14 protein-coding genes are annotated in these 14403 nt (G+C 68.3%); 9 read left to right on the top strand and 5 right to left on the bottom strand.

Going from position 1 to position 14403, the window contains the following annotated elements; genetic code table 11:
* From argJ to thiD, 4 genes are read right to left on the bottom strand one after another with little or no spacing between them, the layout of a single operon-like run.
* On the bottom strand, positions 1-1227 hold the full coding sequence (argJ, locus tag QHC78_RS14110) for a bifunctional glutamate N-acetyltransferase/amino-acid acetyltransferase ArgJ (protein WP_319745569.1): 1227 nt from the start codon (positions 1225-1227) through the stop codon (positions 1-3).
* Positions 1228-1285: 58 nt separating this feature from the next.
* Positions 1286-2569, bottom strand: a complete 1284-nt coding sequence (gene hemL / locus QHC78_RS14105; RefSeq protein ID WP_319745567.1) for a glutamate-1-semialdehyde 2,1-aminomutase — start codon at positions 2567-2569, stop codon at positions 1286-1288.
* 2 nt (positions 2570-2571) lie between these two features.
* Positions 2572-3279: a thiamine phosphate synthase gene (gene thiE / locus QHC78_RS14100; protein WP_319745565.1), complete on the bottom strand. Its 708-nt coding sequence runs from the start codon at positions 3277-3279 to the stop codon at positions 2572-2574.
* Positions 3276-4172, bottom strand: a complete 897-nt coding sequence (gene thiD / locus QHC78_RS14095; RefSeq protein ID WP_319745563.1) for a bifunctional hydroxymethylpyrimidine kinase/phosphomethylpyrimidine kinase — start codon at positions 4170-4172, stop codon at positions 3276-3278. Before thiD ends, thiE begins: the two co-directional genes overlap by 4 nt.
* 133 nt (positions 4173-4305) lie before the next feature.
* Between thiD and QHC78_RS14090 the strand changes: the two genes are divergently transcribed.
* The 7 genes from QHC78_RS14090 to QHC78_RS14060 are packed head-to-tail and all read left to right on the top strand — an operon-like array spanning position 4306 to position 9068.
* The gene (locus QHC78_RS14090) at positions 4306-4470 is read left to right on the top strand and encodes a rubredoxin (protein WP_087780643.1); all 165 of its coding nucleotides are present in this window, start codon (positions 4306-4308) and stop codon (positions 4468-4470) included.
* A gap of 28 nt (positions 4471-4498) precedes the next feature.
* A complete protein-coding gene (locus tag QHC78_RS14085) occupies positions 4499-5065 on the top strand; it encodes a YqgE/AlgH family protein (protein ID WP_319745561.1) in 567 nt (188 codons plus the stop codon).
* Positions 5058-5498 carry a Holliday junction resolvase RuvX gene (gene ruvX / locus QHC78_RS14080; RefSeq protein WP_319745559.1) on the top strand — a complete coding sequence of 147 codons (441 nt, stop codon included), beginning with the start codon at positions 5058-5060 and terminating at the stop codon, positions 5496-5498. The genes QHC78_RS14085 and ruvX overlap by 8 nt, the downstream gene beginning before the upstream one ends.
* 27 nt (positions 5499-5525) lie before the next feature.
* Positions 5526-6065 carry a bifunctional pyr operon transcriptional regulator/uracil phosphoribosyltransferase PyrR gene (pyrR, locus tag QHC78_RS14075; RefSeq protein WP_319745556.1) on the top strand — a complete coding sequence of 180 codons (540 nt, stop codon included), beginning with the start codon at positions 5526-5528 and terminating at the stop codon, positions 6063-6065.
* The gene (locus QHC78_RS14070) at positions 6058-7005 is read left to right on the top strand and encodes an aspartate carbamoyltransferase catalytic subunit (protein WP_319745554.1); all 948 of its coding nucleotides are present in this window, start codon (positions 6058-6060) and stop codon (positions 7003-7005) included. Before pyrR ends, QHC78_RS14070 begins: the two co-directional genes overlap by 8 nt.
* Positions 7006-7009: 4 nt before the next feature.
* Positions 7010-8293 carry a dihydroorotase gene (locus QHC78_RS14065; protein WP_319745552.1) on the top strand — a complete coding sequence of 428 codons (1284 nt, stop codon included), beginning with the start codon at positions 7010-7012 and terminating at the stop codon, positions 8291-8293.
* Positions 8294-8303: 10 nt separating this feature from the next.
* Complete coding sequence (locus tag QHC78_RS14060) at positions 8304-9068, top strand: lysophospholipid acyltransferase family protein (protein WP_319745551.1); 765 nt, start codon at positions 8304-8306, stop codon at positions 9066-9068.
* 39 nt (positions 9069-9107) lie between these two features.
* On the opposite strand, the gene QHC78_RS14055 is transcribed toward QHC78_RS14060, so the two are convergent.
* Positions 9108-10073, bottom strand: a complete 966-nt coding sequence (locus QHC78_RS14055; protein WP_319745549.1) for a LysR family transcriptional regulator — start codon at positions 10071-10073, stop codon at positions 9108-9110.
* Positions 10074-10524: 451 nt separating this feature from the next.
* Here QHC78_RS14055 and QHC78_RS14050 point away from each other — a divergent pair, with 451 nt between their 5' ends.
* Together QHC78_RS14050 and QHC78_RS14045 are read left to right on the top strand one after the other, a co-directional pair.
* Positions 10525-12702: an indolepyruvate ferredoxin oxidoreductase subunit alpha gene (locus tag QHC78_RS14050; RefSeq protein ID WP_319745547.1), complete on the top strand. Its 2178-nt coding sequence runs from the start codon at positions 10525-10527 to the stop codon at positions 12700-12702.
* The gene (locus QHC78_RS14045; RefSeq protein WP_319745545.1) at positions 12699-14393 is read left to right on the top strand and encodes an indolepyruvate oxidoreductase subunit beta family protein; all 1695 of its coding nucleotides are present in this window, start codon (positions 12699-12701) and stop codon (positions 14391-14393) included. The genes QHC78_RS14050 and QHC78_RS14045 overlap by 4 nt, the downstream gene beginning before the upstream one ends.
* The last annotated feature ends 10 nt before the right edge of the window (positions 14394-14403 follow it).

Raw genomic sequence — 14403 nt, 5'->3', positions numbered from 1 at the left:
CTAGGACCGGTAGTCGGCGTTGATGCTCACGTATTCGTGCGAGAAGTCGCAGGTGTAGACCGTCTCGGCCACGTTGCCGCGTCCCAGCGCGATCCGGACCGCTATTTCCGCCTGCTTCATCACCCGCTGGCCATCTTCTTCGCGATAGTCGGGATTGCGCCCGCCGTTCCTGGCGACCCACACGTCGTCCAGCCACAGGTTGACGCGGCCCACGTCGAGGTCGTCGATGCCGGCGTAGCCGATGGCTGCCAGGATCCGGCCCAGGTTGGGATCCGACGCATAGAAGGCGGTCTTGACCAGCGGCGAATGGGCTACGGAGTAGGCGACCTTGAGCGCTTCTTCCTGGGTGCCGGCTTCTTCGACGCGGATGGTGATGAACTTGGTAGCGCCCTCGGCATCGCGCACGATGAGCTGCGCCAGCTCGGTCGCGGCAGCCTTCAGCGTCGCCAGCAGTTCCGGGTAGAGCGGATCGTTCTCCGACTCGATGCGCAGGCCGGCGCGGCCGGTGGCGGCGACGATGAAGGAGTCGTTGGTGGAGGTGTCGCCATCCACCGTGATCCGGTTGAACGACACGTCGGCGATCTGTCCCACCATGCGCTGGAGCACGTCCTGCGCGATGGCCGCATCGGTGGCCAGGAAGCCCAGCATGGTGGCCATGTTGGGCCGGATCATGCCGGCGCCCTTGCTGATGCCGGTAATGGTGATCTGGTGTCCGCCGATGTTGGCCTTGCTCGAGACGATCTTGGGCAGCGTGTCGGTGGTCATGATGCCGTGCGCCGCCTCGGTCCAGTTGCCCGGCGCGAGCGCCTTGACGGCCGCCGGCAGGCCGGCTTCGATGCGGTCTACCGGCAGCGCCTCCAGGATCACGCCGGTCGAGAAAGGCAGCACCTGGCGCGCATCGATGCCCAGCAGCCGGGCGACGGCGTCGCAGGTGGCCCGCGCGGCCGCCAGGCCTGGTTCGCCGGTGCCGGCGTTGGCATTGCCGGTATTGACCACCATGGCACGGATAGGCAGCGACTGCGCCAGATGTTCTTCGCACACCAGCACAGGCGCGGCGCGGAACCGGTTGCGGGTGAACACGCCGGCCACGCTCGTGCCTTCGGCCAGGCGGAATACGGTCAGGTCGCGCCGGCCGGCCTTGCGGATGCCGGCCTCGGTGACGCCGATGTCGATGCCGTCCACCGGGAAAACCTGTTCGGGGGCGGGGATGTGAAGATTCACGGCCATGAGTGTCCTCGCGGAGCGGAAAAGTGCAATGCGGCGCGGGCGGTCCCGCGCCGGGCGGTCAAGGGTTGAGTTCGGCGAAAGCTTCGCCGGCGATGGCGACGGTGCGGGCGATGACCTCGTCGTCGTGCGCGATCGAGACGAAGCCCGCCTCGAATGCCGACGGCGCGAAGTTCACGCCGCGCGCCAGCGCCGCATGGAAGAACTTGTTGAAGGCCGCGGTATCCGAGGCCGACACGTCCGCCAGCGAGGCCGGCACGGAGTCGCGGAAGTACAGGCCGATCATGCCGCCTATGTGGTCGGCGGCAAAGGGCACGCCGGCGCTGGCGGCGGCGGCGCGCAGGCCTTGCACCAGCTTGCCGGCCTGGGCCTCGAGCCGTTCGTAGAAGCCCGGTTCGGCCAGCAGCCGCAGCGTGGTGATGCCGGCTGCCACGGCCACCGGGTTGCCTGACAGCGTGCCCGCCTGGTAGACCGCGCCCAGCGGCGCGATGTGCGCCATGATGTCGCGCCGGCCGCCGAACGCGCCGATCGGCATGCCGCCGCCGATCACCTTGGCCAGGGTAGTGAGGTCCGGCACGATGCCGGTGCGCCCCTGCACGCCTTGCGGGCCGACGCGGAAACCGGTCATGACCTCGTCGAAGATCAGCACCGCGCCGTGCCGCGTGCATTGCTCGCGCAGCGCCTCGAGGAAGCCGGGAACCGGCTTGACCAGGTTCATGTTGCCCGCCACGGGCTCCACGATGACGCAGGCGATGTCGTTGCCGTACTGCTTGAAGGCAGCTTCGACGGCGGCGATGTCGTTGTAGTCCAGCACCAGCGTGTGGGCGGTGAACTCCGGCGGCACGCCGGCCGAGGTCGGGTTGCCGAAGGTCAGCAGGCCCGATCCCGCCTTGACCAGCAGGCTGTCGGCGTGGCCGTGGTAGCAGCCTTCGAACTTGATGATCTTGGCGCGGCCGGTGAAGCCCCGTGCCAGGCGGATGGCGCTCATGGTCGCCTCGGTGCCCGAGCTGACCAGGCGCACCTGCTCGATCGAGGGCAACCGGTGCACCAGCATCTCGGCCAGTTCGACCTCGGCCTCGGTGGGCGCGCCGAACGACAGGCCGTTGACCGCGGCGTTTTGGACCGCGCGGACCACCTCGGGGTGCGCGTGGCCGAGGATGGCCGGGCCCCACGATCCCACGTAGTCGATGTACTGCTTTTTGTCCGCATCCCAGATATAGGGGCCGGAGGCGCGCTCGATGAAGGGCGGCGTGCCGCCCACGGAGCGGAAGGCGCGCACGGGCGAATTGACGCCGCCGGGAATGGTGCGGCAGGCGCGTTCGAACAGTTCAGCGTTGCGGATCATGATCAAGCCTTGCTAGAGGAATTGCCGGCCGGGTCGGCGGTCCAGGCCCGGGCGAAGGCGCGTGCCGCGGCCTCGATATCGGACGCGCCGAACAGCGCGGTGATGACGGCCAGGGCATCGGCGCCAGCCGCGACCGCCTGCCCCGCATTGGCGGGCGTGATGCCGCCTATGGCCACGATGGCCGGGCGCGTCGGCCGGCTCGCGCCGGGCAGCCTCAACCGGTGGGCGTCGGCCAGGCAGGACAGCGGCGCCCGCACGGCCGCCGGCTTGGTGGGCGAATCGAACACCGCGCCAAAGGCAACGTGGTCGGCGCCGGCCGCCAGCGCCGCGCGGGCGCGCTCGGGTTCGTTATAACAGGAGGCGCCGATCAGCAGCGCCGGTCCGCCGGCCTGCCGGGCCTGGGCGATGTCGCCATCATCGCGGCCCAGGTGCACGCCGTCGGCGCCCGCATCGAGCGCCAGCCGCCAGTCGTCGTTGATGATGAGCACTACGCCCAGCCGGCCGCACGCGGCACGCAGGGCCCGTGCCTGTTCCAGCCGCTTGGCCGGAGTTGCCAGCTTGCGGCGCAGCTGCACGGCGCGCAGGCCGCCGCGTGCAGCGGCCTCGACAGCCGCCACCAATTGGGCGGTGTCGTCCCATTCCGGCGTAATGCCGTAGAGTCCGCGCATGGGGCTGGCCATTGCCGCGTCGGGGGTATCGGGGGTGCTCATGACGCGTCCTCGGTGGGGCCGGATGGCGAGCCGTCGGCGCCCGGCGCGGCCGGTTCGTCGCCTTGCCGCGCCCAGAAAAACCGGTCGGGCAGCAGGCGGCCCATGCCCGGCTGGAAGCCGGATGCCAGCGACCGCCACGTGTACTCTTGCGCTTCCGGGACCGCGTCGCGTACTTCCATGCCGTTGGCCAGCAGGGCCGCCAGCGCTGCCGAGAGCGTCGCGCCGGCGCCGCGGAAATTGCCGGGCAGCCGCGGCCAGCGGTATTCGCCGGCCGGCTCGGCGGCCGAATCGCCGCCGCCGCGCAAGGTGTTGACGACGATGTCCCCCGGTTGGTGCAGCCCGGTGGTCAGGACCCAGGCGGCACCGCGGCGCAGCAAGGCCTGGGCCGCGGTTTCCTCGGGCGAGTCGGTCTCGAGCAAGCCGTCGGCCGCCAGCTGCGCCAGGCGCAGGCCATCGGCCACCACCACGGTCGCTTGCGGGATCAGCAGCTCGAGCGTCGCCGCCATGACTTCCTCGGCGGTGTCTTCCATTTCCGCATCGTCGGTGTCCGGCGGGTCGGCGCCCAGGTGCAGCACCACCGGCACGGCCGAATAATCGGCCAGGATCTCGGCCACCGCCGCCACCGCCTCCGCCGCGAACAGCCCGCCCACCTTGAAGGCGCGCACCGGCATGTCCTCGAGCAGGCTTCGGGCCTGGTCGTCTATCCATTCCGGCGCGATGGCCTCGGCGTCCTCCAGGCCGGCGGAGTCCTGCACGGTGTAACCGGTCATGACCGTCAGCGCATGGCAGCCCATGCTGGCGCAGGTCAGCAGGTCGGCCTGGATACCGCTTCCGGCGCTGGGGTCGGAAGGAGCGAAGGTCAGAACGAGAGGCGGCGTGGGGGCGGCTGGCAACGAAAGATCTCGAAAAGCGGGCCACTCGGATGGGACCGGGCGCGGCCCACGGTGTTTCGGTAAGATGCGAGATTCTAATAGATGCCCGGAGGTTCCCGGTTCGCGGGGACGGGGTTGAGTAATAATTGAGATCATGCGTACCTGGATGTGTCTGATTTGCGGCTGGATCTACGATGAAGCGGCCGGCCTGCCCGAGGAAGGAATTCCTCCTGGAACCAAATGGGAAGACGTGCCGCCCAATTGGGTTTGTCCGGAATGCGGCGCCCGCAAGGAAGATTTTGAGATGGTCGAGATCTGAGCCGTCCCAGGGCGATTACAATTCGGGTATGAGCGAACGCGCCAATATCGATCTCACGAATCAGTTCCTGATCGCTATGCCCGGCATGGCGGATCCGAACTTTGCCGGCGCGGTGATCTACGTCTGCGAGCACACGCCCAAGGGGGCGCTGGGCCTGGTCATCAACCGGCCCACCGACCTCACCTTGGCGTCCCTGTTCGAACGCATCGAATTGTCCCTGAGCGATCCCGACCGGGCCGAGTCCCCCGTGTTCTTCGGCGGCCCGGTCCAGACCGACCGCGGCTTCGTGCTTCACGCGCCGGTCGGGGAATACAACTCTTCCATCAAGGTCGGCGACCTGGCCCTCACCACTTCGCGCGACGTGCTGCAAGCGGTATCCGAAGGGCAGGGCCCGGGCCAGCTGCTGGTCACGCTGGGCTATGCCGGGTGGGAAGCCGGCCAGCTCGAGGACGAAATCTCCGAGAACGCCTGGCTGAGCGTGTCCGCCACGCCCGAGATCATCTTCAACGTTCCGCCCGCCGAGCGTTTCGACGCCGCGCTGGCGCTGCTGGGCATAGCCCCGATCATGCTGGCGGGCGAAGCCGGCCATGCCTGACGAAACGCTGCTCGCATTCGACTACGGAACCCAGTTCATAGGCGTCGCCGTCGGCAACACGCTCACCGGCCACGCGCGTCCGCTGGAGGTGTTCGCCAATACCACGCGCGAAGCGCGGTTCGCCCGCGTCGAACAACTGCTGCGCGAATGGCAGCCCTCGCGGCTGGTGGTCGGCCTGGCACTGGACGCCGACGGCGGCGAGCAGCCCATGACCGCCCTGTGCCGCCGCTTCGCCAACCAATTGCACGGGCGCTACGGCCTGCCGGTCGAGCTGGTGGACGAACGCGGCACCAGCCTGGCCGCGCAGTCGGAAATGGGCGCAGCAGGCCGCGGACTGCGGGTGGACGCGGTGGCCGCCGCCATCATTCTTCAGAGCTATTTCGATGCCCGTTCGCCAGTCCTGTCCCATCCGCCGCCGCGCGAAACAGGCTGACTACCGTTTCCCTCATCCGAGACTGCCATGAACCCACCTACCTCCCACCTCGATGCCGAGGCGCTCTATACGCGGCTGCTCGAAGCCGTGCGGGGCCTGCTGGGCGAACTGCCCGCCGACCGCACGCACCTGGTCGGCATTCATTCCGGCGGCTCCTGGATCGCCGACCGGCTGCATCGCGATCTCGGCCTGCCCGACGCCCCGGGCAAGCTGGACATCAGCTTCTATCGCGACGACTACGCGCGCATCGGCCTGCACCCGCAGGTCAAGCCCTCGGCCATCTCGTTCGACGTGGACGACAAGCACCTGATCGTGGTCGACGACGTGCTCTATACCGGCCGCACCATACGCGCCGCCATGAACGAACTGTTCGACTATGGCCGTCCGGCATCCATCAAGCTGGCCGTGCTGGTGGACCGCGGCGGGCGCGAGCTGCCCATTGCCGCGGACATCGCCGCCGCCACCATCGACCTGGCGCCGGGGCAGAACCTGGTGCTCTCGCGCGTGGGGGACGCCTTCAAGCTCGATTTCGAAAACCTGCCGGCACAGGAGCCGCACCATGCGTAACCCGCAGCTCAACAGCAACGGTGAGCTAACCCATCTGTTGACCGTGGAAGGATTGCCCCGCGCCATCCTGAACCATATCCTCGATACCGCGGAATCGTTCGTGCCGCTGGCCGACCGCGACATCAAGAAGGTGCCGCTGCTGCGCGGCAAGAGCGTGTTCAATCTGTTCTTCGAGAACTCCACGCGTACCCGCACCACATTCGAGATCGCGGCCAAGCGGCTCTCGGCCGACGTCTACAACCTCAACATCAACGCGTCGTCCGCCAGCAAGGGCGAATCGCTGCTGGACACGATCAACAACTTGTCGGCCATGCAGGCCGACCTGTTCGTCGTGCGGCATGCATCCAGCGGCGCGCCGCACCTGATCGCGCAGCACGTCGCACCGCACGTGCACGTGATCAACGCCGGCGACGGCCGGCATGCGCACCCCACCCAGGGGCTGCTCGACATGTACACCATCCGCCACTACAAGAAGGACTTCACGCAGCTCAGGGTGGCCATCGTCGGCGACATCCTGCATTCGCGCGTGGCGCGTTCGGACATCCACGCGCTGACCACGCTGGGCGTGCCGGAAGTGCGCGCCATCGGGCCGCTCACGCTGCTGCCCTCCGGCCTTGAACAAATGGGCGTGCGCGTGTTCACCGACATGGCCGAGGGGCTGCGCGGCGTGGACGTGGTCATCATGCTGCGGCTGCAGAACGAGCGCATGCGCGGCGCGCTGCTGCCGTCGGCCCAGGAGTACTTCAAGCACTACGGCCTGACCCAGGAAAAGCTGGCGCTGGCCAAGCCCGATGCCATCGTCATGCATCCCGGACCCATGAACCGCGGCGTGGAAATCGACTCGCCGGTCGCCGACGGCAAGCAGGCCGTCATACTGAACCAGGTGACTTTCGGTATTGCGGTCCGGATGGCCGTCATGAGCATCGTCGCAGGAGCTTGACCCCATGAAAATCCATATCCAGGGCGGCCGCCTGATCGATCCGGCCAACGGCATCGATGCGGTCAACGACGTCTACATTGCCGCCGGCCGCGTGGTCGGCATCGGCCAGGCGCCCGCCGGTTTCACCGCCAATCGCGTCATCGATGCCCGCGGCCTCGCGGTATTGCCGGGCCTGGTGGACTTGTCGGCCCGCCTGCGCGAGCCCGGCTTCGAGCACCGAGCCACGCTCGAGTCCGAACTGCAGGCGGCGCTGGCCGGCGGCGTCACCAGCCTGGTGCTGCCGCCCGACACCGACCCCGTGCTCGACGAGCCCGGCCTGGTGGAAATGCTCAAGCACCGCGCCCGCCAGCTCAATCAATCGCACGTCTATCCGCTGGGCGCGATGACGGTGGGCTTGAAAGGCGAAATCATCACCGAGATGGCCGAGCTGGTCGAAGCCGGATGCGTGGCCTTCTCGCAAGCCGATACGCACGTCACCGACACCAACGTGCTGCTGCGCGCCATGCAATATGCGCGCACCTTCGACTATGCGCTATGGCTGCGGCCGGAAGACCCGTGGCTGGCGCGCGAGGGCGTGGCTGCCAGCGGCGCCATGGCGTCGCGGCTGGGCCTGCCCGGTATTCCCGAGCAAGCCGAAACCATCGCCTTGCATACCTTGTTCGAGCTGCAGCGCGCCACGCGGGCGCGGCTGCACCTGTGCCGCATTTCCAGCGCCGCGGGCCTGGAACTGGTGCGCCGTGCGCGTGCCGAAGGTCTGCCGGTCACTTGCGACGTCAGCGCGCACCATGTGCACCTGACCGACCTGGACATCGGCTACTTCGATGCGCATTACCGCCTGATCCCGCCGCTGCGCAGCCAGCGCGACCGCGATGCGATCCGGGCCGCGCTGGCCGACGGCACCATCGACGCCATTTGTTCGGACCACACGCCCGTCGACGAAGACGACAAGCTCTTGCCCTTTAGCGAGGCGGAACCCGGCGCCACGGGCCTGGAGCTGTTGTTGTCCTTGGCCTTGAAGTGGGCGCAGGACGCCGGCGTGCCGGTGGCGCAAGCGGTCGCGCGGGTCACCAGCGAGCCCGCCCGCGTGCTGGGCAACAAGGTGCTGGCCTCGTGCGGGCAGCTCGGGGTGGGTGCGCTGGCCGACCTCTGCGTGGTCGACCTCGACGCGCACTGGCAGGTCAGCGAACAGACCCTCGTCAGCCAGGGCAAGCACACGCCCTTCCTCGGCATGGAACTTCCCGGCAAGGTGCGCATGACGCTCGTGGCCGGCCACGTGGCCTACGAGTGATTGCCTGATCGTGCGCGCCTGGTTTCGTTTTATCGTCCACCTGCTGCGGTTCTCGCTGCGGTTCCTGCTCGTGACCCTGTGGGTGATATTCGGGCTCATCGTGCTGGCCACCGTGTTCCGGCGGTTCGAAGTGGCGCGGCGCGACCGGATCAACAGCTGGTGGTCCCGCTGGCTGCTGCGCTGGTGCGGCATCCGGGTCTACATCAGCGGCCGGCCGCCTGTCGACGGGCCGGCCCTGCTGATCGCCAACCACGTGTCGTGGCTGGACATCTACGCACTCAGCAGCGTGCGCTGCACCATCTTCGTCGGCAAGCGCGAGTTGCGCGATTGGCCGGTGCTGGGGTGGTTGATTGCCGGCGTCGGCACGGTGTTCATCGATCGCGGCAGCCGGCGCGCCGTGCACTACGTGGCGCAGGCCATGCGCGAGCGTTTCGACCGCGGCCAGTTGATCGGGCTCTTTCCGGAAGGCACGACCTCGGACGGGCTGGACGTCCTGCCCTTCCACGCGGGCTTGTTCGAGCCGGCGCGCCGTGCCGGCGTACCGGTGCAGCCGGTGGCCTTGCGCTATCTGCACCATGGCGAACGCAGCACGCTGCCTGCCTACGTGGGCGATGAAAGCCTGCTGGGCAACGCCTGGCGGGTGCTGGGCACCACCGGCGTCGCCGTCCAGGTGGTCTACCTGCCGGCGGTCGTGCCCGAGGCGGGCGACGACGACCACCGCCACGCCATGGCCGCGCGGGTGCGCGAAGCGATCCAGCGCGAAGTGAGGCTCTAGGCAGGCGCGGCGCCGGGTCCCAAGGCCCAGGGCTGATTTCTAAGCCCGGGCCTCCGCCGCCTTGCGCGCGGGGCGCTTGCCCTTGCGCGGAATCGGCTGCGCGAACAGCCGGTGCACCAGCGCCCGTACCCATTGCAGCGACGGATCGCGCGCGGTATTGGCGTGCCAGATCAGCCGCACGTCATAGCTCGGTGCGTAGGGCAGCGTCCATACCTTGAATCCATAGCGCGGCTGCGCATTGCGGGCGTAGGTCGTCGGCACGATGGCCAGCATGCGCGAATTCATCACCACTTCGGGCAGGGCGCCGAAATGCAGCGCCCGGACGACAATGCGATGGTCCAGCTTCATGCGCGTCAGCATGTCGCGCACGCTGTCATGGAAGGTGGCGGTCGGGGATGCCACCAGCAGCGAGGCCGAGGCCAGTTCGCTGGGTGTCAATATCTTGCCTTTGTGCCCGGGAAAGGGCGTCCAGTCGGGCGCGGTGATCGCGACGTAAGGCTCGTGGAACAGCACGTCGGCCTGGATGCCGCGCTGCTTCGGATGCAGGATGCCGATGGAGAAGTCGATCTCGCGCGCTTCGAGCGCGGCTGCGACGTCGTCGGCCAGCACCGAGACGTTGGTCAGCTGGGTGTGCGGCGCTTCGGCATGTAGCGCCGCGGCCAGCGTGGGGAGGAAGGTCATTTCGCCCAGGTCCGACATCGAGACGCGCCATTCGGCGTGGCTGTGCTGGGGGTCGAATTCTTCGCGGCCGGTGACCAGCGCTTCGAGCGATCGCAGTTCGGCGGCGACGGCGGGGGCGACGTGTTCGCAGACGCTGGTGGGGATGAGGCCGTGCGGGGTGCGCAGGAAGAGTTCGTCTTCGAAGAAGTAGCGCAGGCGGGCGAGGGCGTTGCTGGTGGCGGGTTGGGAGAGGGCCAGCATTTTGCCGGCGGCGGTGACGGAGCGGGTTTGGTGGATGGCGACCAGGACGCGGAGGAGGTTCAGGTCTAGCTGACGGAAGTTCATGTTCGGCTGTCCGTTTGGGGTTCTTGAGGCGGCCGGATTCGGGGCGGGCGCCGCGCCAAGGGGGCCGGGGGCGCAGCGAAGCCGGTCCCGGCTTTGCCGGGACTTCCCGACGAGGGCCGGCTGGACGGGGCGGGCGCATAACTCGCGCGGGGACAGTCCCCCGGACTGCCCCTACTGCCGCGCTCGAACAGATGCGCCCTTGCTTCCCCGTCCAGCCGGCCCTCGCCGGCGGCTTCGGATGCGCCTCCGGCCCCCTTGGCGCGGCGCCCACCCCGAATCCGGCCTGCGGTAGCTGGGGCGCTCGCCGGCGATGATGGATATTGCTTATAGTGATTCTACGAGGTATTCACCAAACCAATGTGGAATATACGAAAAAACCATTAGCCTGGGATTGGTCGCTGGAGAAGAATGATGTGCTAACACCATGACCATGCGGCAGGGAGGTCGGACGATGGCGGAGCGTTCGTTCGCGAACGAGGTCGGCAAGCTGAGGCTGGGGGAGGGCGAGGAGTTCCGGGGGGAGGGGATTCTGGCCGTTACCAAGGCGCTGTTGCAGTCCGGGGTGTCGTACGTGGCCGGGTACCAGGGAGCGCCGATTTCGCATTTGATGGACGTGCTGACGGACGCGAATGACATTCTGGCGGAGCTGGGGGTGCATTTCGAGCACAGTGCGTCGGAGGCTACCGCTACGGCGACGCTGGCGGCTTCGGTGAACTATCCGCTGCGGGGGGCGGTGACCTTCAAGTCCACGGTCGGGACCAACGTGGCGTCGGATGCGCTGGCCAACCTGGCTTCGGGCGGGGTGACCGGGGGCGCGCTGCTGATCGTGGGCGAGGACTATGGCGAGGGGTCCAGCATCATGCAGGAGCGCTCGCATGCCTTTGCGATGAAGTCGCAGGTATGGCTGCTCGATCCGCGGCCCAATCTGGAAAGCATGGTGGCGGCGGTCGAACGGGGGTTCGAGCTGTCGGAGGCCAGCAATACGCCGGTGATGCTGGAACTGCGCATTCGCGCCTGTCACGTGCATGGGCGCTTCAAGACGCGCGCCAACAAGCGCCCGGCGTTCACGCTCAAGGACGCCATCGAGAATCCAAAGCGCGACGTGAACCGCATCGTCTTGCCGCCCGCTTCCTATCTGCACGAACAGGAAAAGATCGCCAAGCGCTGGCCAGCGGCGGTGCACTATATCGTCGAACACGGCATGAACGAGTTCTTCGCCGCCGACGCCAAGGACATCGGCATCGTCATGCAGGGCGGCATGTACAACGGCGTGCTGCGCGCGCTGGAGCTGCTGGGGCTGGCCGATCCGTTCGGCAATTCGCAGGTGCCGCTGTACGTGCTGAACGTAACGTATCCGCTGGTGGACGAGGAGTTCGTGCGCTTCTGCGCCGGCAAGCGCAGCATCCTGGTCGTGGAAGAGGGGCAGCCCGATTTCATCGAGCAGGCGGTCAACACCATCCTGCGCCGGGCCGACCTGAACACGCGGGTGCATGGCAAGGATGTCTTGCCGATGGCGGGCGAGTACACGGGCGGCGTATTGCTCAAGGGCGTTGCGGAATACGTGCGCCGCTACGAACCGGGCTTGCTCGAAGGCCGGCCATTGCCTCGTGCGGCCCGCGCGGCACCGGCCAAGATGGCCGACAACCCCAAGGCGTTTGCCATCCAGCGCGCCGCCGACCAGGTCCAGGGGCGACCGCCATCGTTCTGCACCGGCTGTCCGGAACGGCCGATCTTCTCGGCCATCAAGCTGGTCGAGCGCGAGCTGGGCTCGCACCACATCAGCTGCGACATCGGCTGCCATTTGTTCTCGGTGCTGCCGCCGTTCAACATCGGCGCCACCACCATGGGCTACGGCCTGGGCTGGGCCGGGGCGTCGGCCTTGAACACCCGCGAGACCTCCCGGCGCACCATCTCCATCATGGGCGACGGCGGGTTCTGGCACAACGGCTTGACCAGCGGCGTAGGCAACGCGGTGTTCAACGAGACCGACAACGTGCTGCTGGTGGTGGACAACGGCTATTCCGCGGCCACGGGCGGGCAGGATGTATTGTCGTCCAAGGCCGAGAATCCCATCCGCAGCACCAATAACCCCATCGAAAAGGCGGTGCGCGGCGTGGGCGTGAAATGGGTGCGGACGGTGACGCGTACCTATAGCGTGGCGCAGATGCGCGACACGCTGCGCGAAGCGCTGACCACGCGTGAAAAAGGGCCGAAGGTCATCGTCGCCCAGAGCGAATGCATGCTCAACAAGCAGCGGCGGGTGCGGCCGCTGATGCGCAAGATGATAGGCGAAGGCAAGCGCGTGGTGCGCGAGCGCTTCGGCGTCGATCCCGACACCTGTACCGGCGACCATTCCTGTATCCGGCTGTCCGGCTGTCCGTCGCTCACCATCCGCGACAACCCCGACCCGCTGCGGCGCGACCCGGTGGCCGCGGTCATCGACAGCTGCGTCGGCTGCGGGCTGTGCGGCGAGGTCTCGCACGCGGCGGTGCTGTGCCCCTCGTTCTACCGGGCCGAGATCATCAATAACCCCACCGCGTGGGACCGCTTCAAGGCCCGCGTCCGGCGGGCCCTCATCGGCCGCCTGCAGCGCCGCATCGACCGGCGGCTGCAGGGCTTGGCGGCATGAGCGCGCCCGCCCGGCCGCCCGAAGGGCGCGCGTCCTCCCCCGGGGAGGATGTCGCGCAGCGACAGGAGGGTGGTCCAGTAAGCGCGCCCGCCCGGCCGCGCGCCATCACCATCGCGATCCTTGCCATGGGCGGCGAGGGCGGCGGGGTGCTGGCCGACTGGCTGGTCGACATGGCCGAGAACAAAGGCTACCTGGCGCAGACTACGTCGGTGCCGGGGGTGGCCCAGCGTACCGGCGCCACGGTGTACTACGTCGAGATGTTCCCCGAGTCTGGCGTGCCGCCGGGCAGTGCACCGGTCCTGGCGCTCAGCCCGGTGCCGGGGGAGGTCGACGTCGTCATCGCGTCGGAGCTGATGGAAGCGGGCCGGGCGCTGCAGCGCGGCCTGGTCAGCGAGGACCGCACCACGCTGGTCGCCTCCACCCACCGGGTCTACTCCATGACCGAGCGCACGGCCATGGGCGACGAACGGGTCGATTCAGCTGCGCTGCTCGAGGGCGGGCGCGCCGCTTCCCGGTGTTTCGTGGCGGCGGATTTCAACCGCATCGCCGAGGAAGCGGGCAGCCCCATCAGCCCGGTGCTGTATGGGGCGCTGGCCGCCACGGGGGCGCTGCCGTTCCCGCGCGAGAGCTTCGAGGAGGCCATCCGGCGCGGCGGCATCGGCGTGCAGGCCAGCCTGCGGGCGTTCGCGGCGGGATACGACGCGGCTGCCGCTGCCGTGCCCGTGGCGCCGGCGGCCGAGCCGGTCCTGCAGGAACACACCGTACGGCGCGCCACGGCACCTATTCCGTCCGCTGGCCCTGTACCGGCATCGGCCGCCCCGGCTGCTGCGCCGGCTGCCCCGGGCGGCGGCAACGGCCTGCCGGCGGACGTCGGCCCGCGCCTGGCGGCCCTGCGCGAGCGCCTGGTGCGCGAGTTCCCCGAGGCCTGCCACGCAATACTACGGGCCGGCCTGATACGTACAGCGGATTACCAGGACATCGCCTACGCGGGAGAATACCTGGACCGGCTCGGGCCCCTGCGGGATGCCTTGCCGGATCGCAGTCCGGCGAGCCTGGAGGTGCTGGCCGAGACAGCCCGCCACTTGGCCTTGTGGATGACCTACGAGGACGTCGCCCGGGTCGCCGATTTGAAGACGCGCGCCGCGCGTTTCGACCGCGTGGCCGCCGAGGTGCGGCTAGCCCCGGCGCAGCAGCTCGAGATCAACGAGTTCATGCATCCCCGGCTGGAGGAACTGGCCGACGCCATGCCGGCGTGGCTGGGACGCTGGATGATGTCCAGCTCCGTCGCCCGTGCCTGTGTCGGTCCCTTCACCCGCAAGGGCCGGGTGGTGCGCACCAGTTCCCTCAGCGGCTACCTGTTGCTGTATGCCGTGGGCGCTTTGCGCGGCATCCGCCGCAGCTCCTTGCGCTATGCGGTGGAGCGCGAACGCATGCAAGCATGGCTGGCGCAGATCGCCTCGCTCGTGCCTGCGCGGCCTGAACTGGCCCTGGAAGTGGCCCGTGCCCAGCGGCTTATCAAGGGTTATGGCGACACGCACGTGCGCGGCTGGGGAAACTTCGAGCGCATCATGAGCGTACTGCCGAGATTGAAGGAGTCACCGGATGGACACCTGACATTGCAGTCGCTGGTTAAGGCGGCCCTGTCGGACGATACCGGCCGGACGCTGGAACAAAAGCTCGCCACTATCTAGCATGTGAAGC

Origin of the sequence: Pigmentiphaga sp. (assembly GCF_033795525.1) — a bacterium.
Classification (GTDB): Bacteria; Pseudomonadota; Gammaproteobacteria; order Burkholderiales; family Burkholderiaceae_B; genus Pigmentiphaga.
This window is presented reverse-complemented; position numbering and strand designations above follow the sequence as displayed.